The sequence below is a fragment of the Dinoroseobacter shibae DFL 12 = DSM 16493 genome (genome assembly GCF_000018145.1).
GTDB classification, from domain to species: Bacteria; Pseudomonadota; Alphaproteobacteria; order Rhodobacterales; family Rhodobacteraceae; genus Dinoroseobacter; species Dinoroseobacter shibae.
Map to the genome: position 1 here is coordinate 3353195 of NC_009952.1, position 19683 is coordinate 3372877.

The following is a 19683-nucleotide window of genomic DNA, read 5'->3' on the forward strand; positions in this document are numbered from 1 at the left end:
GAGTCATCTTTGCGCTGCGGCCCTACTGGGCCGCGCGGGGCATCCGGGCGAGCTGGCACCGGGTCCAGAGCGTTTCGAGCGCAGTGCACAAACGGTCGAGATCCGCCGGGTCGTGGACCGGCGACGGGGTGATGCGCAACCGCTCGGTCCCCTTGGGCACGGTCGGGTAATTGATCGGCTGGATATAGATGCCGAACTCGTCCAGCAGCGTGTCCGAGATGAACTTGCACTTCACCGGGTCGCCCACCATCAGCGGAATGATGTGGCTGGGGTTCGGCACATGGGGCAGGCCGATCGCATCGAACCGGGCACGCAACTCGGCCACGCGCTCTTGCTGGATGCGTCGCTCGATACTGCTCTGCTTGAGATGCCGAACAGAGGCGCAGGCCCCGGCCGCCACATGGGGCGGCAGAGCGGTGGTGAAGATGAAACCCGACGCAAAGGACCGCACGAAATCGCACAGGTCCGCGCTCGCCGCGATATAGCCGCCGACCACGCCAAAGGCCTTGCCCAGCGTACCCTCGATCACCGTGATGCGCTCCATCAGCCCTTCGCGCTCGGCCACCCCACCGCCCCGCGGACCATAGAGACCCACCGCGTGCACCTCGTCGAGATAGGTCATGGCATTGTAGCGGTCGGCCAGGTCGCAGATCTCGGCGATCGGGGCGATGTCCCCATCCATGGAATAGACGCTTTCGAAGGCGATGATCTTGGGCCGCTCAAGAGGTTGGGCCGCCAGCTTGGCCTCCAGGTCGGCCATGTCGTTATGGGTCCAGATGACCCGGTCGGCGCGGGAATGGCGGATGCCCTCGATCATCGAGGCATGGTTCAGCGCATCGGAGAGAATCAGACAATCGGGCAACATCGCGCCCAGGGTGCCCAGCGCGGCCCAGTTCGAAACGTAGCCCGAGGTGAACAGAAGCGCCGCCTCCTTGCCGTGGAGGTCCGCCAACTCGGCTTCGAGCGCGACATGGTCATGGGTCGTGCCCGAGATATTGCGCGTCCCGCCCGCGCCTGCGCCGGACCGATCAAGCGCGCCGTGCATCGCGGCTAGGACATCGGGGTGCTGGCCCATGCCGAGATAGTCGTTCGAACACCAGATGGTGACAGGACCACTGCCCGAACCGCTGCGGCGCGTGGCGCGGGGAAACGCCCCCCGGTGACGCTCGAGATCGGCAAAGACCCGATAATTGCCTTCTTCGCGAAGTTGGGCGAGCCGGTCGGCGATATAGCGGTCGATCTGCATGGAGGCCTCCTGGAACTGTCTGCCCCAAGGCTAAAACCGCACTCCGCGCCGTTCCTTAACCAACGTCAAGACATCGCGCCGCGTTTGGTGCGACCAAGCGTTCCCGAGGACTCCTTGCGCGCACTGGGACCGGCGACATGACCTTGAACGATAGCGCCATCGCAAAACAGGCGAAGTTTTTCACCCGGATGGACAAGACCGTCGCGGACAAGATCCTCGCCGGCGCGCGGCCCCTCGCGCTGAACCGCGGTGAGCCCGTGTTCGTTCAGGGCGAGCCGCCGCGGGCGATCTACCTGGTGATCGAAGGGTGGCTGAAACTGTCGCGCCTGTCGTCCAACGGCACGGAGGCGGTGTTCGGCGTGTTCACCCGGGGCGACACCCTCGGGGACCCCTTGCCGTCGAGTGATATGGGCCATCCGGTGAGCTGCCACGCGGTCACCCCCGGGCGCGTGCTGGAAATCCGCGCCGACGCGCTCCTGGCCCGAATGCGGCAGGACCCCGATGTGGCCGAGGCTCTCCTGTCGTCGGCCTTCGATCATGTCACGAACCTCTTTGCCCAAGTGGAGACCCTGGTGGCCCGCAACGGCGCGCAGCGCGTCGCGGAATTCCTTGTCAGCCTGGCACCGGTCCGCGAAGGCGCCTGCACCCTGAGCCTGCCTTATGAAAAGGAACTCGTGGCAGGCAGGCTCGGCCTGAAGCCCGAAAGCCTCAGCCGCATCCTGCGCCAGTTGCGCGCGCAAGGCGTCGTCAACACCCGCGCCTCGGTCCGAATCGAGGACGTCGCGCGTCTGGCCGAATTTGCCGACAACCGTGTCCGCTGAGGTCGCAGGCGCATGCTGAGCCTTTTCGTCGCAACCCTCGGGCGCCGCTCTGCACAGACGCTTGCTGCACACGGCCTGCGCAGGCCTTTTCCCCAAACCCGCACCTGCGGCATGTCTTTTGGTCGCAGCCCCCACTTAACAAAAGTCAAGGAGACGCGTTCGCCGTTCCCGCAGCCTCTTCGCATGATCAAGGGACTGAATCTCTGCCTGCTTTGGCTTTGCATCACGCTGGTGACCGCCCATGGCGCGCTTGCCACCGGCGGGGGTGACAGAACCGGTGGACTCATCCCCATGGTTCTGTGCGCAGGCGACGAGTCCGAGACCGTCTGGATCGATGCCAATGGCAATCCGGTCGATCCGGCGCGGCATTGTATCCAGTGCAAGCACTGCCTCGGCGGGATGGACCTCGCCCATGCGTCGAATGCGACCGCGCCTGGCCTTACGCCTTACCACCTGGTTCCCGTGAACTGGTCCGTCCCGGATCAGTCCGGTCAATCCAGTCAAATCAGAATCCCCATGCCGCGCGCCCCTCCGGGGCCGAACGACGTGACACGCCGCCCCGAAGCCCCTGGCGACGCGGCAATGCTGCAGGCGCACCAGACGATGCTGCCGCGCGGCGCAAGGCTGTCCCTCGTCCTCATCGGCGGCGAACCCGGTCAGGAGCCCCGATGACCCCCCTACGATGGATCGCCCATTTCCTCCTTCTGCTGACCCTGGCGATGCCCGCATGGGCCGACCCCGTTCTGCCCAGATACCTCGCCAAGACCCCCGCAGCCGACCTCGTGCCCGGTGCCGAGGGCTACGGCCCCATCCGCGAGGACGTGCCCGTAGCGCCAATCCTCAAGGATGGCGAGGTCGCCGCCTGGGCTTTCATCACCTCTGATTTCGTCTCCACCACCGGGTATTCGGGAAAGCCCATCGACGTACTCGTCGCGGTCGCCCCGGATGCCACGGTCAGCGCGGTCAGGCTGGTCAAGCATTCCGAACCCATCGTGCTGATCGGTATCCCCGAATCCGAGATGCGTACCCTGATCGAGGCCTATGCCGGGCTCGACCTCGTAGCCGAGGCGGAATCCGGCGGCACGGCCCATGAGCTTGATATCATCTCGGGCGCGACGGTGACGGTGATGGTGATCGACGACTCGATCGTACGCTCCGGCCTGCGGGTGGCTCGCGCGCTTGGCCTCGGCGGGCTGGCCCCGCCCCCGCCCGACACCGGCCCCGCCTTCGAGCTGGATCTCGACGCCCCTGCCGCGCCGGACTGGATGACCCTGGAAGGCGACGGCACCCTACGACGGCTGTCGTTGGACGTGGGCCAGATCAACGCCGCCTTCGCCACCATGGGCGATCCGCGTGCCGCCGAACGCGCCCTGACCCTGCCGCCCGAAACCACTTTCATCGAAATGCAGACCGCGCTCGTCTCCCACCCGGCCATCGCCGCGTCGCTGCTGGGCGAGGCCACGGCGCGCAACGTCGCCGACTGGCTGGAACCGGGCGACCACGCCATCGCGGTCTTCGGCCGCGGGCTCTACAGCTTCAAGGGCTCGGGCTATGTGCGCGGCGGCATCTTCGACCGGATCGTACTGATTCAGGACGAGATCTCGGTCCGCTTCCGCGACCGGATGCACAAGCGCATCGTCTCGGTCGAGGCAGAGGGCGCCCCTGTCTTCGTGGAAGCCGACCTGTTCAAGATCCCGGCCGACAGCGGCTTCGATCCTGCCGAGCCGTTCCGCATCCAGCTGCTGGTGCAGCGCGAGGTTGGCCCGATCGAGAAGGTCTTCACCACGTTCGACCTCGGCTACCAGTTGCCGGCGGGCTACTTGCGCGCCGTGACACCTCCAGCCGCGCCTGCGCCGTCCAACGCAGTCAACGACCTGCTGGCACAGGACGAAGCCGCGGCGCAGCAGGCGCTTTGGAAACGGATCTGGGCGGACAAGACGGTCGAGATCGCCGTGACCGGCGGGCTGCTGGGTCTGCTGACGCTGGTGTTCTTCTTCCAGGGGATGGCGACGCGCAACGCGCGGGCATTCTTCTGGTTCCGGATGACGTTCCTGAGCGTCGTGCTGGTCTATCTCGGCTGGTATGCCAATGCACAGCTGTCGGTGGTCAACCTGATGGCGCTCTTCGGCGCGCTGACCACGGATTTCAGCTGGCAGGCCTTCCTGCTCGATCCGCTGACCTTCATCCTGTGGTTCGCTGTCGCCGCGGCCCTGCTGTTCTGGGGGCGCGGGGCCTATTGCGGCTGGCTCTGCCCGTTCGGCGCCTTGCAGGAGCTGACCAACAAGATCGCGCGCGCCTGCCGCATTCCCCAGTGGGAGTTGCCATGGGGCCTGCACGAGCGTCTCTGGCCGGTCAAATACATGATCTTCCTGGGCCTGTTCGGCGTCAGCCTCGCCAGCCTGGAGCAGGCCGAGCATCTGGCCGAGGTCGAGCCCTTCAAGACCGCCATCATCCTGAACTTCCAGCGGGCCTGGCCCTTCGTGGCCTATGCGCTGGCCTTGCTGGCAGCCGGTCTCTTCGTCGAGCGGTTCTTCTGCCGCTACCTGTGCCCGCTGGGCGCGGCCCTGGCGATCCCGGCCCGGCTGCGCATGTTCGACTGGCTCAAGCGGTACCGCGAATGCGGCAATCCCTGCCAGAGCTGCGCCAACCAATGCCCCGTTCAGGCGATCCACCCCACGGGCGAGATCAACCCGAACGAATGCGTGAACTGCCTGCATTGTCAGGTGCTCTATCAATCCGAAACGACCTGCCCGGTCGTCATCAAGAAACTCAAGCGCCGGCAAACGGTGGGCTCCGTGACCCCGCGCGACCTGACCGGGCATCCAAACGTCAAGACACCTCAACCAGCTGAATGAAGGGACAGACCATGACTGACAAGACACCCAAAGGCGGGATCTCCCGCAGAGGCCTTCTGGGCGCAACCGCCGGAGGCGCGGCTCTGGCCGGAACCTATGGCGGGCGGGCCATGCTTGCCGGCGGCGCCCTCGGTGCGGCGACCGCAGCCTCGACCACCAAGGCCAGCGCGGCCGCCGAGTCCACCCACGTGGCCCCGGGCCAGCTGGACGAATATTACGGCTTCTGGTCCTCGGGCCAGACCGGCGAGGTGCGCATCATCGGCGTGCCCTCCATGCGCGAGCTGATGCGGATCCCTGTTTTCAACATCTGCTCGGCCACCGGCTGGGGCATCACCAACGAGTCCAAGAAGATCCTGACCGAGGGCCTGACGGAGAAAACCAAGAAGTACCTCGCTGCCAACGGGCTGGAATTCCCGCGCAACGGCGATCTGCACCACGTCCACATGTCCTTCACCGAAGGCAAGTATGACGGGCGCTTCCTGTTCATGAACGACAAGGCCAACACCCGCGTGGCCCGGATCCGTTGCGACGTGATGAAATGCGACAAGATCATCGAGATCCCGAACGCCAAGGGTATCCACGGCCTGCGTCCGCAGAAATGGCCGCGCACCAACTACGTGTTCGCCAATGGCGAGGACGAGGTGCCGATCGTCAATGACGGCCAGATCCTGGACAAGCCCGAGGAGTACACCAACTTCTACACCGCCCTGAACGCCGATGAGATGACCGTCGCTTGGCAGGTCATGGTGACCGGCAACCTCGACAACACCGATGCGGATTACGAGGGCAAGTACGCCTTCTCGACCTCCTACAACTCGGAAATGGGCATGACTCTCGCGGACATGACCGAATCCGACATGGACCACGTGGTGGTGTTCAACATCGCCGAGATCGAGAAGGGCATCGCCGAGGGCGACTATATCGAGTTGAACGGCGTCAAGGTCATCGACGGGCGCAAGGGATCGAACAAGAAATACACCCGCTACATCCCGATCCCCAACAACCCCCATGGCTGCAACATGGCGCCGGACAAGGTGCACCTGTGCATCGGCGGCAAGCTGTCGCCCACGGTTTCGGTGATCGACGTGCGCAAGCTCGACGCGCTGTTCGAAGAGGATGCCGATCCGCGCTCGGCAGTCGTGGCAGAGCCGGAGCTGGGCCTCGGCCCGCTTCACACCTGCTTTGACGGGAAGGGCCGGGCCTATACCACGCTCTTCCTCGACAGCCAGGTGGTGCAATGGGACATCGCCAAGGCCGTTGAGGCCTATGGCGGCGCCGACGTGAACCCGATCCTGTCCAAGACGGATGTGCACTACCAGCCGGGCCACAACTCCACCGCCGAGGGCGAAACCCTCGACGCATCGGACAAGTTCTACATCACGATGAACAAGTTCTCGAAGGACCGCTTCCTGAATGTCGGCCCGCTCAAGCCCGAGAACGAGCAGGTCTTCGTGATCGACGACACCAAGCTGACACTGGTCCATGACGGCCCGACCTTCGCCGAGCCCCATGACAGCATCATCGTCCATCCCTCCAAGGTGAACCCGGTTTCGGTCTGGGATCGGAACGACCCGATGTGGGCCGAAACCCGCCGGCAAGCCGAGGCCGATGGAATCGATCTCGATGACTGGCAGGAGGAAGTGATCCGCGACGGCAACAAGGTCCGGGTCTACATGACCAGCCAGGCACCGAACTTCTCGCTGGAAACCTTCACGGTGACCGAGGGCGACGAGGTGACGGTGACGGTCACCAATCTCGACGATATCGACGACCTGACCCACGGCTTCACCATGGGCAACCACGGCGTCGCGATGGAACTCGGGCCCCAGGCGACCGCATCGGTGACCTTCACCGCCGCCCAGCCCGGCGTCTACTGGTACTACTGCCAGTGGTTCTGCCACGCGCTCCACATGGAGATGCGCGGCCGGATGTTCGTCGAACCGCGGGACGCCTGACAATGGTCCGTCTCCTGGTGCTCGCCGTGCTCCTGACCCTGTCGCTGCCCCTGGCCGCGGCAGAGCGACGGCTTGCGCCAGGGGCACCGGGCGACCTGCAAACCGCCATCGCCGGGGCCAGTCCCGGCGATGTGCTCATCCTAGCCCCCGGACGCTATCCCGGGGCACTCCGGATCGACGTGCCCGTTACCCTGACCGCCGAAGGAGGCGAGGCGATCATCGACGGCCTCGGCCAGGGCACCGCCGTGGAGATCGCGGCCGAAGACGTCACGATCCGCGGGCTGACGGTCACCGGCTCCGGCATGAGCAGCAAGGACCTCGACGCCGGGATCAAGATCCTGCGCAAGGCCCACCGCGCCGTGATCACCCATAACCGCGTGCTGGGAAACCTGCACGGCATCGACATTCACGGCGGCCATGACGCCCTCGTCGCCCATAACGAGATCGTCGGCACCCTCCAGCCGCGCCTGAACGATCGCGGCAACGGCATCTATGTCTGGAACAGTCCCGGCGCCGTGGTCGAGGGCAACTCCGTGCGCTACGGGCGCGACGGGATCTTCGCCAATACCTCGAAGAAGAACGTGTTCCGGAACAACATCTTCCGCGACCTGCGCTTTGCGGTACACTACATGCACACCCATAACAGCGAAGTGATCGGCAATGTCAGCATCGGCAATCGGCTGGGCTATGCCATCATGTATTCCAACCGCGTGGTGGTGCGCGACAATCTCAGCCTCGGCGACCGCAACCACGGCGTGATGCTGAACTTCTCCAACAACACCGACGTGGCGAACAACCTGGTGCGCGGCGGGTCCGAAAAATGCCTGTTCATCTATAACGCCCACAAGAACCTGATCTATGACAACCGGTTCGAAGGCTGCGACATCGGCATCCACTTCACCGCCGGCTCCGAGCGCAACGTGCTGACCGGCAATGCGTTCATCGGCAACCGCGAGCAGGTCCGCTATGTCGGCACCAAGACCGTGGAATGGAGCCATGAGGGTGCCGGGAACTACTGGTCCGATCACCCTGCCTATGACCTGAACGGCGATGGCGCAGCCGACAACGTCTTCCGGCCAAACGACCTGATGGATCACATCCTGTGGTCGCAACCGGCCGCGGCCCTCCTGCTGGGCGCGCCCGCGGTGCAGCTCGTGCGCTGGTCGCAATCGTCCTTTCCCGCAACCTTGCCGGGCGGTGTCGTCGACAGCCACCCGGCCATGACGCCCGTAACCATTCCCGTGCCGGACGCGCTGCTGGCGCTCGAAGCCGCCGCCGCCGGACGCTGGGACGAAGGAGACCAGGATGACTTCGATCCTGAAAATTTCAACGCTCACTAAGCGGTACGGCGACGTAACCGCCCTGCGCGATGTCTCGCTGGAGGTCGCCGCCGGGGAGCGTGTCGCCCTGCTGGGCCATAACGGCGCGGGCAAGTCCACGCTGATCAAGATCGTCCTCGGGCTGATCGATGCAAGCGCCGGGCAGGCCTCGGTGCTCGGGGCCGCACCCGGCTCGGCGGCGGCGCGTCGGCAGGTGGCCTACCTGCCGGAAAACGTCGCCTTTCACCCGGCGCTGACCGGGCTGGAGCAGTTGCGCCACTACCTGTCCCTGCGCGGCGCCGATCCGCGGCAGGCGGGCGAACTGCTGGCGCGGGTCGGTCTGGGGGATGCGGGCAAGCGCCGGATCGGCACCTATTCCAAAGGCATGCGGCAGCGCGTCGGCCTCGCCCAGGCCCTGATCGGGCAGCCCAAACTGCTGGTGCTGGACGAGCCGACCTCCGGGCTGGACCCGGTGTCACGACGCAATTTCTACGACCTGATGGACGGGCTGGCCGCCGAGGGTGCCGCGATCCTGCTGTCTTCCCATGCGCTGACCGAGGTCGAGGCGCGCACCGACCGAATCGCGATCCTGTCCGAGGGTCAGTTGATGACCGATGGCAGCCTGCCGCAACTCAGGCGCCGCGCGAACCTGCCGGTCACCATGATCATCACCCCCCATAACGGCTACGGCAGCGACATCGTCGCCGCCCTGCCCAATGCGATCCGGCTCGACACCGGCGTGAAGCTCACCTGCAGCCAGGACGAGAAACTCGCCACGCTCGCCCAGATCGCCGCCCTGGGGTCCAAGGTCGCCGAGCTGGAGGTGATGCCGCCCAGCCTCGAAGACCTCTACAGCCATTTCAGCCGGAGGACCGGAGAATGACACGCATCCTCGCGACGGCAAAAACTGAACTGCGCATCGCCATCCGCAACCGATGGGTGCTGATCGCGCTGATCCTTATGGCGGTGTTCTCGCTGGTCCTCGCCGCGGTGGGGTCCGCCCCCACCAGCGGCGGGCTCGGGGTCGACCGGCTGTCGGTGACGGTGGCGTCGCTGACTTCGCTTTCGGTCTACCTCGTGCCGCTTCTCGCGCTGCTGATGAGCTTCGATGCCATCGCCGGCGAGGTGGAGAGGGGCACGCTGCCGCTTCTGCTGACCTACCCGATCACCCGGCAGGAGGTTCTGCTGGGCAAGCTGCTGGCCCATCTCGCGGTGCTGACCCTCGCGGTGGTCGTGGGCTACGGTCTGGCCGCCGCGATAGCCTTTGCCAGCGATTCCGACGCCGGGGCGGGGCTAGTCGCGTTGTGGCGGCTGACCTGGACCTCGGTGCTCCTGGGGGCGACCTTCCTCGGGGCGGGCTACGGCCTTTCGGCCCTGGCGCGGCGGCCCTCCGGTGCGGCGGGGCTGGCGATCGGGCTCTGGCTCGGGCTGGTGGTGCTTTATGATCTTGCCCTTCTGGCCGCGATCGTAGCCGATGGTGGCGGCTGGTTCACCACCGACGTTTTCCCCTACGCCCTGCTGGCCAACCCGGCGGATGCCTTTCGCCTGTTCAACCTGACCGCCTCCGGCGCCATGGCCGCGGCCAGCGGGATCGGCGGTGCGGCCGGCACGATCCCTGTCTGGCAATCGCTGCTACCGGTGCTGATCTGGCCGATCTGCGCGACCGCCCTGGCCGGACTGGCCTTCCGCAAGGTGACGCCATGAGAGCCCTGCCCCTTATGTTCCTGCTCGCGCTGGCGGCCTGCAAAGACGACGTGCAGCAGCAGATCGTCGATCCCGTGGCGCTGACCCCCGAGGCGACAGGCCATTTCTGCCAGATGAACCTTCTGGAGCATGAAGGTCCCAAGGCCCAGGTCCATCTCGAAGGCCTGCCCGGCGCGCCGCTGTTCTTCAGCCAGGTTCGCGACGCGGTCGCCTACATGCGCCTGCCCGAACAGACCCACCGGATCCTCGCGGTCTGGGTCAATGACATGGGCGCGCCGGGCGCGGACTGGGCCGATCCGGGGGCCGAGAACTGGATCGCGCTGGACTCTGCGCAGTTCGTGATCGGCTCGCGGCGCGACGGCGGCATGGGCGCACCCGAGATCGTGCCCTTCGCCGATACCGCCGCCGCGCAGGCCTTCATGGCCGCGAACGGCGGCACCCTGGTCGCGCTCGACGACATCCCCGACAGCGCCGTGATCGCCCCCGTGCAGATCGGCGACGACACCGAGGACGACGCGGATTTCGACCGTCGCCTGCAATCCCTGTCCAACCGCAATGAAGGATGACCCCATGCTCACCCGTCGCAGAGTTCTGAGCATCGCCGCCGCGGCCTGCGCCTGGCCCGCCGCCGCCCGAACGCCCCTGCACGTGGAAACCGGTTGGGCCTTGGGTACGCAGGTTTCACTGCGGCTGGCCCATCCCGAGGCCCCCGTGATCGCCGCCGCGGCCCTGGCGGAAATATCCCGCCTGGAAGATATCTTCAGCCTCTATCGGCCCGACTCGGCGCTTTCCCGGCTCAACGCCGTGGGTCGGCTGGAGGCCCCGCCGGCGGAGCTTTTGGAATGCCTGTCGCTGGCGGGCGCGGTCTACCACGCCAGCGCGGGGCGTTTCGACCCGACGATTCAGCCACTCTGGCGGGCGCTGGCCACCGCCGCGCAAACGGGCCGCCCACTGTCGAACACCGCTCGGCGCGCAGCGCTGGAGGTGACCGGCTGGCCCAAGGTGACCCTCGAGGCCCGCGCGATTTCCTTGCCTTCCGGCGCGGCGCTGACCCTGAACGGGATCGCGCAGGGCTATGTGGCGGACCGGGTCGCGACGTTCCTTGCGGACCGGGGCCTGACCAACACCCTGATCGACACCGGCGAGTTGCGCGCGCTCGGCCACGACCCGCGGACCGGCGGCCCCTGGCCCGTGCGCTTCGCGGCGGGCGGCGACATTGGCCTCGCCCAGCGCGCCCTTGCGACCTCGGCCCCTCTGGGCATGACCTTCGGCGGCGATGGGGTGCAGGGCCATATCCTCGATCCCCGGACCGGCAGCAGCGCGGCGTCGCCCTGGGCGGCCCTGTCGGTCTCTTCGTCATCGGCGGCCCTGGCTGACGCGGTCTCTACGGCCGCGTGCCTCTGTGACACCCGCGCAGATGTGTTCGGGCTCTGCGACGCCTTCCCGGACACGCGCCTGGAAGCCGCGCATCGCGCTTAGGGGACGGGGTTATCATCCCAAAGCGCCACGGACGGCCAGCGCGCGTGCCATGAGAAACCCGGCCCGCATCGCCGTGACACCGGGGTCGGAAGCCGTTCCAAAGTGACCTGACCGGTCTCGGTGCAAGCACAGGTCCGGCAGGATCGTCTCGTTCCCTCCGAGCACATCACGCCTGATGCTTATCCCGCCTTTACCGATGCTCTCGGGCGGCGCAGAGCCTGCCTCTGCTTGCCCAAGCGCGGTATCCGCCCAAGGCAGACGCCAGAAACCAGGTCGCCTCCGACAAGTACCTTCCGCTTTCCCGAGGCAATGCTCGCAATTATCAAATTTTCCCGAAGGGAGTTGTCGGGCTTTCGAGGGTGTTTGACGGTCAGCGCGACCGCCATACTCGGGCTGAGTCCTCAACTTGCGGAGTGCATATGACACCGAAGTATTTCGCCCCTCGCGGCGGCCATCCCGGACAGGAACAACTGCTCACGGATCGCGCGATCTTCACCGAAGCGTATGCCGTCATTCCGAAGGGAACGATGCGAGATATCGTGACGAGTTTCCTGCCCTTCTGGGACAAGACACGGCTCTGGGTAATCGCGCGGCCCTTGTCTGGCTTTGCCGAAACCTTCTCGCAATACATCATGGAAGTCGCCCCGGGCGGAGGCTCGAACACGCCGGAGCTCGACCCGGGCGCCGAGGGCGTGCTGTTCGTGGTCGAGGGCACGGCGGCGCTGACCCTCGCGGGCACCAAGCACGAGATGGTGGAGGGCGGTTATGCCTATATCCCGCCCGGCGCCGATTGGGCGTTGCACAACAAGAGCGATGACATGCTGCGCTTCCATTGGGTGCGCAAGGCATATGAGGCGGTGCCGGGACTGCCCCTGCCCGACCCGATCGTCGCCAATGAACAGGACATCCCGCCCACCGAGATGCCCGGCACCGATGGCAAATGGGCGACGACCCGGTTCGTGGATCCTGCGGATCTGCGCCACGACATGCATGTGACCATCGTGACCTTCGAGCCCGGCGGCGTCATTCCGTTTCTGGAAACCCATGTGATGGAACACGGACTCTATGTTCTGGAAGGCAAGGCGGTCTACAACCTCAACAACGATTGGGTCGAAGTCGAGGCGGGGGATTACATGTGGCTCCGCGCCTTCTGCCCTCAGGCATGCTATGCGGGCGGTCCCGGCCGGTTCCGGTACCTGCTCTACAAGGACGTGAACCGCCACATGAACGTGTCGGCCTTGTCCGGCGGCGCGCGGATGCCAACACCGTTTCGGACGGCGGCGCAATAAACGCCCGCCCGTGGATGTGCGTTTGGCAGCCCCCTGAAAGCGCGGACCCATGCCACAGCGCATTGCCCCGGTCTCCATGGCCCGGGGCTTTTTTTGTCTGGCATCCGGGTCGGTATGCCGGGCTTCTGACTGTCAGGCGGGGATCATTCTTGATACGCCGCGCCCGACCGACACACATCAAGACACCATCAAGGGAAAGATGACATGATCGAACGCATCGAAACCGGGGAACGGTCCTCGAAGATCGTCAAGCACAATGGCGTGGCCTACCTGACCGGGCAGGTCGCGGAGGGCGAGACCGTTCAGGAGCAGGTCCGCCTCTGCCTCGAGAAGATCGACGCCCTTCTGGAAAAGGCCGGATCGTCGCGCGAGAACATGCTGCGTGTCACGATCTGGCTGGCCGACATGAAGGATTTCGCCGGTCTGAACGAGGTGTGGAACGCCTGGGTTCCGACGGGCCATGCGCCGGCCCGCGCCTGTGGTGAGGCAAAGCTCGCGCGGCCCGAACTGAAAGTCGAATTCATCGTGGACGCGGCTTACGACTGACATCGCGCGACCCGCAACAGAAAAGGCCCGGTCGATGTGACCGGGCCTTTTGCGTTGCTGTGCGTGGGGTGGGATCAGACGTGATCGTCCTTCACAAGCTCCCCGTGACCATGCCCGGCCATGCCGCCGGAGACTTCCTCCGTGGCCTCGTCGCTCAGCTCGTCCGGCAGGATGAGGTTGAGGACGATGGCGATCAGCGCCGCTGGCAGCAGCCCGGAGGTCAGCAGGACCTTGATCGTGCCCTCCAGATGCTGAAGCGCGCCCGGCTCCTGCTGCAGGCCCAGACCGACCGACAGGGAAATCGCGAAGATTACCATGTTGCGGCGATTCCAGCGCACATCCGACAGCATCGAGATACCCGCCGCCACGACCATGCCGAACATGACGATCACGCCGCCGCCCAGCACTTCGATTGGGATCGAGGAGACAACCGCACCCACCTTGGGCACCACGCCCGCCGCGATCAGGAACAGCGCACCGATGGTGACGACATGGCGGCTCATGACGCCGGTCATGGCGATCAGGCCCACATTCTGGCTGAAGGACGTGTTCGGAAGCGCGCCGAAGACCCCCGAAATGGCTGAGCCGACACCGTCGGCATAGGTCGCCCCTTCGATCTCCTTGTCGGTCGCCTCGCGACCCGCGCCGCCCTTGGTGATGCCCGACACGTCGCCGACGGTTTCCACGGCTGACACGAAAGCCATCAGGCAGAAACCGATGATCGCGGCAGCGGTGAACTCCACCCCGAAATGGAACGGGTTCGGCAAGGCGAAGGTGGCGGCGCGGGCGACATTGTCGAGGCTGACCTCGCCCAGCGTGAAGGCATAGACATAACCCGCCAGAAGCCCGATCAGCACCGCCGAGACCGACAGCATGCCCCGGGCGAAGAACTTGAGCCCCAGCGTCACGAAGATCACCACCAGCGCCATCGTCCAGTTGAGAAGCGAGCCGTACTGCTCCGTCCCGATGGCAGGCACGCCGCCGGCTGCGTACTGGATGCCGACCTTGACCAGGGCGAGACCGATCATCGTGACCACCAGGCCGGTGACCAGGGGCGGCAGGGCAAAGCGGATCTTGCCGATGAAAAGCCCCAGGCAGGCATGAAACAGGCCGCCCACGATAACGCCGCCCATGACAACGGCGATAGCGTCGACACCCTTGCCCGCAACGAGCGGGATCATGATCGGAATGAACGCAAAGGACGTGCCCTGAACGATCGGCAAGCGCGCGCCCACCGGGCCGAGTCCGATGGTCTGGAACAGGGTCGCAACCCCCGCAAAGAACATCGACATCTGAATCATGTAGATCATCTGCGGGAAATCGGGGCTGTTCGAGCCGAAGCCGAACCCGGCCGCGCCGCAGATGATGATCGCCGGCGTCACGTTCGACACGAACATGGCCAGCACGTGCTGGATCCCGAGGGGCACCGCCTTGTGAAGCGGCGGTGTGTAATTGGGATCGCGGAGCTGTTCCGGCGTCCCAATGGTTGCATCTGACATGAGTGTCCCTCCCTTTTGATGCTGCGCGACCCTCCAAAGCCGCGCATTTCTTATTTTTCGATGGTGTATGGTTCGTCGAACCAGTGCTCCTCCAGGTTCGGCCCGTCCGTGACGCGGTCCACAACCATGAACAGGGCCGCCTGGGGCGGTGTGTCCGACAAGGGGCACAAGACCCCGTGCCAGACATTGCGCCCGATGTTCACGCCCTGCCCCGGCCCGGCGATGAAGGCGCGCGGGTTGTGCGGTGCGCCGGCCTTGTCCTCGGCCAGCACCACGAGATAGGTACCCTCCTGCATCGGCAGGAACGCCTGGCTGCCGTGGGGGTGACGCTCCATCATCTCCATCCGGTATGGCAGCGAGAACGACGCCGACTTGAATACGCTGATGCCCGCATCCCCCGCGATGTCGAGGGAGGCACGATCATGGAAGCGCCCGCAAAGCCCCTGGTTGATCAGCTTGTCCGCCGCGCCCTCGGCTTCGATCAGCTCGGCCAGGCCCGCGATGGCCGCCTGCGAGATCGGTTCGGCTTTCAAGGTGGGTGTCATGCGCCCAGCTTCTCGATCAGGCGCAGTTCCGCGATACGCTCCACCTGGCGGCAGGCCTCAGCGAACTCGGTCTCCCGGTCGTTTTCGATACGGCGGTGGAACGCGTCGAGGATCGTGGCCTTGGTGTTGTCCTTGACCGCGATGATGAAGGGAAACCCGTGCCGCGCCACGTACTGCGCGTTGAGCTTCTGGAATGTCGCGCGCTCCGCGTCGGTCAGCAGGTCGAGCCCCGCGCCCGCCTGTTCCGCCGTGCTTTCCGCGGTGAGCTTGCCCGCCGCCGCCAGTTTGCCCGCAAGATCCGGGTGCGCGGTCAGAACGCTCAGCCGTTGCGCTTCGGACGCGCCGCGGAAAATCCGGCACAGGGCGTTGTGCACCCCGGCGGCATTGTCATGGGTCGGACCAAGCTCCAGCGCGTGGGCGCCTTCGGCGATCCAGGGGCTGTGCTCAAAAATGCCGCCGAACGCGGCCACGAAGCTGTCGCGATCCATCTCGGAGGGCCGTCGCTGCGCGGCGGGGGGGTGTTGCTGCGCCCAATGGTCGGCGATCTGTTCGCGCGTGGCGAACCAGACGCCCTCGTGTTTGCGGAAATGCTCCAGCGCACGTTTCAGCGCCATGGCCCGCCCGGGCCGCCCGATCAGGCGGCAATGCAGACCGATGGACAGGATCGCCGGATGCCCTGCCTCTCCTTCGGCATAAAGCATGTCGAAACTGTCCTTGAGATAGCTCTCGAACTGGTCGCCATTGGTGTAGCCCGCCTGGATCGCAAAGCGCATGTCGTTGCAATCCATCGTATAGGGCACGATGAGCTGGTCCTTGCCGCCCGCGCGGATCCAGTAGGGCAGATCATCGGCGTAACTGTCCGCGATATAGGCCAAATCGGCCTCTTCGGCCGCCAGGTCGACCGTGTTCATGGAACAGCGCCCGGTATACCACCCGCGCGGCGCGCTGCCGGTCACTTCCGTATGCAGCTGGATGGCCTCGCGGATCTGCGCCCGCTCTTGCTCGGGGTCCATATCCTTGTGCTCGACCCATTTCAGCCCGTGCGAGGCGATCTCCCACCCGCTGGCCTTCATCGCGGCAACCTGCGCCGGGGCCCGCGCCAGGGCGGTGGCCACGCCATACACGGTGACCGGCAGGTCCTTCAGAAGCCGGTGCACACGCCAGAACCCGGCCCGCGCGCCGTATTCATAGATCGATTCCATGTTCCAGTGACGCTGCCCGGGCCAGGGGGCCGCTCCCGTGATCTCGGACAGGAAAGCCTCTGACGCCGCATCCCCGTGGAGGATGTTGTTTTCGCCCCCCTCTTCATAGTTCAGCACGATCTGAACGGCGATCTTCGCCCCACCGGGCCATGTTACGGTCGGCGGGGTCGCGCCATATCCTGTCAAATCTCGGGGATAGCGGTTCACGTTTACATTCCTCAAAAGTTGCCACTACGCAATATAGCAATACAATCGATTTGTTTTTCAAAAAAAAATTGATACAGCCTCTTGTCGATCCGGATTTGAAGCGCGCAGACCAGTCTGTCAGACACTGGGCCCAACGAAAGGGAGGGTTTCATGGGCGGATACTTGACGACACATGTTCTCGACACGGCGCGCGGGTGCCCGGCACAGGGGCTCAAGATCGAGCTCTTTCGCATCGAAGGGGAACGCAGGACGCATCTCAAAACGCTGGTGACCAACGACGACGGCCGTACCGACGAACAGATCCTGCCGACGGATGCGTTCCGGACAGGTGTCTATGAACTGGTTTTCCACGCGGGTGCCTATCTCGATGCGATCGGAACGCCGCCCGAGGCCCCACGCTTTCTCGACGTCATTCCCCTACGGTTCGGAATGTCGGAGGCCTCTCACTACCACGTGCCGCTTCTGCTGTCGCCATTCGGGTATTCGACCTATCGCGGAAGCTAGGCTGACGCGCCCGGTCCGAAGCGGTCTGCGCTGACCACATCCGAGATCTTTTCGATGATGTACTCCATGAAGAGGCGGGTCTTGGGATCCTGCCTCTTTCTGTGGGTGAACAGGCAGGCCATCTGGATCGGTTCCGGCGGCGTGTCCTCGCAGACGGGCACGAGACGACCGTCCTGCAAATGGTCCGTCACCTCGAAAACCGGCTTCATGGCAATGCCGTGGCCTGCCAACGCCCAATCGGTCAACACATCCCCATCATCGGATTCGTAGCGCCCCGCCACACGGAACCGTTTCGGCCCCTGGTCCGTCACCAGGCGCCACTGGAATTCCGTTGCCCCGGGAAACCGCAGGTTGAGGCATTCGTGCCCCTCCGAGACCAGGGCATCACCGTTCTGGGGATGCCCACGGCGCGCGATATAGTCCGGCGATGCGCACAGCACCCGACGCACATCGGCGATCTTGCGGATCCGCAAGTTGCTGTCCTCGGGGTGTCCCAAAAAGAACGCGAGGTCGAGCCCCTCCGTGGTCAGGTCCACCTTGCGATCCGTCATCCTGAGCCGCATCCGGACCTCGGGGTAGAGCTCCAGAAACCCCGGCACCTGCGGCGCGATCAGGCGGCGACCGACACCGAGAGGCGCCGCCACGTAGAGCGACCCCTTCGGATTGTCGGTCATGTTGATCACCTGCGCCTCGGCATTCTCGACGGCTTCCAGCACTTCACAGGCGGCCCCGAAGAACGTCTTGCCCTGATCCGTGGGCGCCAGGCTGCGCGTGGTGCGCTGAAACAGGCGCACCCCAAGATGCTCCTCCAGCTGCGAGATGCGCGACGAGGTGACCGCCGGGGAAATCCGCAGGTCCCGACCGGCCGCCGACATGCTGCCCAACTCGTAGACACGGACAAAGGTGCGGATGTTGTCGAGATAGGACATTATTCTGTTTTTTTTGATGCTGCTTGGCCTTGGGTAGATATAGCGGAACAATCACGCCCCGCATAGAGTGCCTGCAAAGACAGGCTTGGAGAGAGACACATGTATGATTTGGCAATCCTCTGGGATTGGATCGCGTTCTCGGTCCGCTGGTTGCACGTGATCACCGCGATGGCGTGGATCGGTGCCAGCTTCTATTTCATCGCGCTGGATCTGATGCTGAAACCCAACCAGGCCCTGCCCGACGGCGCCTATGGCGAGGAATGGGAAGTGCATGGCGGCGGGTTCTATCACACCGTGAAATATCTGGTGGCCCCTGCGCGGATGCCCGAGCACCTGACCTGGCACAAATGGCAAAGCTACGCGACATGGCTGTCGGGCGCCGCCCTCCTGGCGATCATCTATTGGGTCGGCGGGGAGCTTTACCTGCTCGATCCCACCAAGGCGGACCTGGCCCTTTGGCAGGGCATCGCGATCTCGGCCGGATCGCTGACGATCGGCTGGTTGCTCTACGATGCCATGTGCAAGTCGCGGCTCGCCGATAGCCCGACGCTGTTGATGCTGCTGCTGTTCGTCATCCTCGTCATCATGTCGTGGGGCTACAACCAGATCTTCACCGGGCGCGCGGCGCTGCTGCATCTGGGCGCGTTCACCGCGACGATCATGACCGCGAACGTGTTCTTCCAGATCATGCCGAACCAGCGGATCGTGGTCGAAGACCTCAAGGCCGGTCGCCAGCCGGACCCAAAATACGGCAAGATCGCCAAGGTCCGGTCGACCCATAACAACTATCTCACGCTGCCGGTCGTGTTCCTGATGTTGTCGAACCACTATCCGCTGGCCTTCGCCACGGAGTTTGCCTGGATCATCGCCAGCCTGATCTTCCTGACGGGGGTCACGATCCGCCACTATTTCAACACCATGCACAAGACCGGCAAGGGCCCGATCTGGACCTGGGGCGTGACGGTCGGGCTGATGATCGCGATTGCGTGGCTCTCCACCTTCAGCAGCGGCAACACCTTTGAGGACGCCGAGGCGCGCGCGCTGACCCCCTATGAACAACAATACGCCTCCGCCGCGGGGTTCGACGCCGCCTACGAGGCGGTCCTGGGCAACTGCTCCATGTGCCATGCGCGCGAGCCGCTGTGGGGCAACATGCAATGGGCGCCCAAGGATGTGCACCTGGAGACCCCCGGCGACGTGGCCCGGCAGGCCAGCGCAATCTACCTGCAGGCCGGTGTGAGCCACGCCATGCCCCCGCCCAGCGCCGTCCAGATGGATGATGAGGCGCGGCAGGCCATCGTCGCATGGGTGCGCGAGGTGCGAAGCCAGTAACCCGCCACGCCGCGCACCTCTCCGCACGATCCCACCCGACGGTTTCGCAGCCAAGACGTCGCACAGTTGGCGCAGCGCAGCCAAATCAGGACCGTGCAATGGCCGCGCGCGCGACAGCTCGCCTTGCAGGTCCAAGCATGTTTTTTATGCACTGCGAAAGCCCCCCCGGGAGGCGGGCCCGAACGGGTATCTTTCGGGGCGCTGTCTGGGCATTCTGAGGGCGCCCAACCGCCGATCGGCGACCAGGGACC

General features: G+C 65.1%; 18 protein-coding genes. 13 read left to right on the forward strand and 5 right to left on the reverse strand.

What is annotated here, in order from left to right; translation table 11 throughout:
• Nucleotides 1–22: 22 nt before the first annotated feature.
• The gene (gene hemA, locus DSHI_RS16170) at nucleotides 23–1246 is read right to left on the reverse strand and encodes a 5-aminolevulinate synthase (protein ID WP_012179850.1); all 1224 of its coding nucleotides are present in this window, start codon (nucleotides 1244–1246) and stop codon (nucleotides 23–25) included.
• 137 nt (nucleotides 1247–1383) lie between these two features.
• On the opposite strand from hemA, the gene dnrE reads away from it, so the two are divergent.
• The 11 genes from dnrE (at nucleotide 1384) to DSHI_RS16225 (ending at nucleotide 13214) form a co-directional block, all read left to right on the forward strand.
• Complete coding sequence (dnrE, locus tag DSHI_RS16175; protein ID WP_012179851.1) at nucleotides 1384–2067, forward strand: Fnr/Crp family transcriptional regulator DnrE; 684 nt, start codon at nucleotides 1384–1386, stop codon at nucleotides 2065–2067.
• Nucleotides 2068–2079: 12 nt separating this feature from the next.
• Nucleotides 2080–2739, forward strand: a complete 660-nt coding sequence (locus DSHI_RS16180; RefSeq protein WP_012179852.1) for a hypothetical protein — start codon at nucleotides 2080–2082, stop codon at nucleotides 2737–2739.
• A complete protein-coding gene (locus tag DSHI_RS16185) occupies nucleotides 2736–4922 on the forward strand; it encodes a NosR/NirI family protein (protein WP_012179853.1) in 2187 nt (728 codons plus the stop codon). Before DSHI_RS16180 ends, DSHI_RS16185 begins: the two co-directional genes overlap by 4 nt.
• An 11-nt stretch (nucleotides 4923–4933) precedes the next feature.
• A complete protein-coding gene (nosZ, locus tag DSHI_RS16190) occupies nucleotides 4934–6877 on the forward strand; it encodes a TAT-dependent nitrous-oxide reductase (RefSeq protein ID WP_012179854.1) in 1944 nt (647 codons plus the stop codon).
• 2 nt (nucleotides 6878–6879) lie between these two features.
• Entirely contained in the window at nucleotides 6880–8217 is a 1338-nt protein-coding gene (locus DSHI_RS16195; protein ID WP_012179855.1) for a nitrous oxide reductase family maturation protein NosD, read from the forward strand.
• Nucleotides 8183–9079 (forward strand): ABC transporter ATP-binding protein, encoded by an 897-nt coding sequence (locus tag DSHI_RS16200; RefSeq protein WP_012179856.1) that lies wholly within the window; start codon nucleotides 8183–8185, stop codon nucleotides 9077–9079. Before DSHI_RS16195 ends, DSHI_RS16200 begins: the two co-directional genes overlap by 35 nt.
• Entirely contained in the window at nucleotides 9076–9900 is an 825-nt protein-coding gene (locus DSHI_RS16205) for an ABC transporter permease (protein WP_012179857.1), read from the forward strand. Before DSHI_RS16200 ends, DSHI_RS16205 begins: the two co-directional genes overlap by 4 nt.
• The gene (locus DSHI_RS16210) at nucleotides 9897–10466 is read left to right on the forward strand and encodes a nitrous oxide reductase accessory protein NosL (RefSeq protein ID WP_012179858.1); all 570 of its coding nucleotides are present in this window, start codon (nucleotides 9897–9899) and stop codon (nucleotides 10464–10466) included. Before DSHI_RS16205 ends, DSHI_RS16210 begins: the two co-directional genes overlap by 4 nt.
• A gap of 4 nt (nucleotides 10467–10470) precedes the next feature.
• Entirely contained in the window at nucleotides 10471–11379 is a 909-nt protein-coding gene (locus DSHI_RS16215; RefSeq protein WP_012179859.1) for an FAD:protein FMN transferase, read from the forward strand.
• Nucleotides 11380–11798: 419 nt separating this feature from the next.
• The gene (locus DSHI_RS16220; protein ID WP_012179860.1) at nucleotides 11799–12668 is read left to right on the forward strand and encodes a bifunctional allantoicase/(S)-ureidoglycine aminohydrolase; all 870 of its coding nucleotides are present in this window, start codon (nucleotides 11799–11801) and stop codon (nucleotides 12666–12668) included.
• 204 nt (nucleotides 12669–12872) lie between these two features.
• Nucleotides 12873–13214, forward strand: a complete 342-nt coding sequence (locus DSHI_RS16225; RefSeq protein ID WP_012179861.1) for a RidA family protein — start codon at nucleotides 12873–12875, stop codon at nucleotides 13212–13214.
• A 74-nt stretch (nucleotides 13215–13288) separates the two neighbouring features.
• Here DSHI_RS16225 and DSHI_RS16230 read toward each other — a convergent pair whose 3' ends face one another.
• The 3 genes from DSHI_RS16230 to puuE are packed head-to-tail and all read right to left on the reverse strand — an operon-like array spanning nucleotide 13289 to nucleotide 16667.
• Nucleotides 13289–14713: a uracil-xanthine permease family protein gene (locus DSHI_RS16230; protein WP_012179862.1), complete on the reverse strand. Its 1425-nt coding sequence runs from the start codon at nucleotides 14711–14713 to the stop codon at nucleotides 13289–13291.
• Between the two features lie 50 nt (nucleotides 14714–14763).
• Entirely contained in the window at nucleotides 14764–15258 is a 495-nt protein-coding gene (locus DSHI_RS16235; RefSeq protein WP_012179863.1) for an ureidoglycolate lyase, read from the reverse strand.
• Complete coding sequence (gene puuE / locus DSHI_RS16240) at nucleotides 15255–16667, reverse strand: allantoinase PuuE (RefSeq protein ID WP_012179864.1); 1413 nt, start codon at nucleotides 16665–16667, stop codon at nucleotides 15255–15257. The genes DSHI_RS16235 and puuE overlap by 4 nt, the downstream gene beginning before the upstream one ends.
• A 150-nt stretch (nucleotides 16668–16817) precedes the next feature.
• Between puuE and uraH the strand changes: the two genes are divergently transcribed.
• Nucleotides 16818–17171, forward strand: a complete 354-nt coding sequence (uraH, locus tag DSHI_RS16245; RefSeq protein WP_012179865.1) for a hydroxyisourate hydrolase — start codon at nucleotides 16818–16820, stop codon at nucleotides 17169–17171.
• Here uraH and DSHI_RS16250 read toward each other — a convergent pair.
• Entirely contained in the window at nucleotides 17168–18100 is a 933-nt protein-coding gene (locus DSHI_RS16250) for a LysR family transcriptional regulator (protein WP_044028075.1), read from the reverse strand. The genes uraH and DSHI_RS16250 overlap by 4 nt on opposite strands.
• Nucleotides 18101–18199: 99 nt before the next feature.
• Between DSHI_RS16250 and DSHI_RS16255 the strand changes: the two genes are divergently transcribed.
• The gene (locus DSHI_RS16255) at nucleotides 18200–19432 is read left to right on the forward strand and encodes a urate hydroxylase PuuD (protein ID WP_012179867.1); all 1233 of its coding nucleotides are present in this window, start codon (nucleotides 18200–18202) and stop codon (nucleotides 19430–19432) included.
• Nucleotides 19433–19683: the final 251 nt, after the last annotated feature.

Bases quoted from the DNA above. Each gene is read 5' to 3' on its own strand.
- hemA (WP_012179850.1), bottom strand. From the start codon at position 1,246: ATGCAGATCGACCGCTATATCGCCGACCGGCTCGCCCAACTTCGCGAA.
- dnrE (WP_012179851.1), top strand. From the start codon at position 1,384: ATGACCTTGAACGATAGCGCCATCGCAAAACAGGCGAAGTTTTTCACC.
- DSHI_RS16180 (WP_012179852.1), top strand. From the start codon at position 2,080: ATGCTGAGCCTTTTCGTCGCAACCCTCGGGCGCCGCTCTGCACAGACG.
- DSHI_RS16185 (WP_012179853.1), top strand. From the start codon at position 2,736: ATGACCCCCCTACGATGGATCGCCCATTTCCTCCTTCTGCTGACCCTG.
- nosZ (WP_012179854.1), top strand. From the start codon at position 4,934: ATGACTGACAAGACACCCAAAGGCGGGATCTCCCGCAGAGGCCTTCTG.
- DSHI_RS16195 (WP_012179855.1), top strand. From the start codon at position 6,880: ATGGTCCGTCTCCTGGTGCTCGCCGTGCTCCTGACCCTGTCGCTGCCC.
- DSHI_RS16200 (WP_012179856.1), top strand. From the start codon at position 8,183: ATGACTTCGATCCTGAAAATTTCAACGCTCACTAAGCGGTACGGCGAC.
- DSHI_RS16205 (WP_012179857.1), top strand. From the start codon at position 9,076: ATGACACGCATCCTCGCGACGGCAAAAACTGAACTGCGCATCGCCATC.
- DSHI_RS16210 (WP_012179858.1), top strand. From the start codon at position 9,897: ATGAGAGCCCTGCCCCTTATGTTCCTGCTCGCGCTGGCGGCCTGCAAA.
- DSHI_RS16215 (WP_012179859.1), top strand. From the start codon at position 10,471: ATGCTCACCCGTCGCAGAGTTCTGAGCATCGCCGCCGCGGCCTGCGCC.
- DSHI_RS16220 (WP_012179860.1), top strand. From the start codon at position 11,799: ATGACACCGAAGTATTTCGCCCCTCGCGGCGGCCATCCCGGACAGGAA.
- DSHI_RS16225 (WP_012179861.1), top strand. From the start codon at position 12,873: ATGATCGAACGCATCGAAACCGGGGAACGGTCCTCGAAGATCGTCAAG.
- DSHI_RS16230 (WP_012179862.1), bottom strand. From the start codon at position 14,713: ATGTCAGATGCAACCATTGGGACGCCGGAACAGCTCCGCGATCCCAAT.
- DSHI_RS16235 (WP_012179863.1), bottom strand. From the start codon at position 15,258: ATGACACCCACCTTGAAAGCCGAACCGATCTCGCAGGCGGCCATCGCG.
- uraH (WP_012179865.1), top strand. From the start codon at position 16,818: ATGGGCGGATACTTGACGACACATGTTCTCGACACGGCGCGCGGGTGC.
- DSHI_RS16250 (WP_044028075.1), bottom strand. From the start codon at position 18,100: ATGTCCTATCTCGACAACATCCGCACCTTTGTCCGTGTCTACGAGTTG.
- DSHI_RS16255 (WP_012179867.1), top strand. From the start codon at position 18,200: ATGTATGATTTGGCAATCCTCTGGGATTGGATCGCGTTCTCGGTCCGC.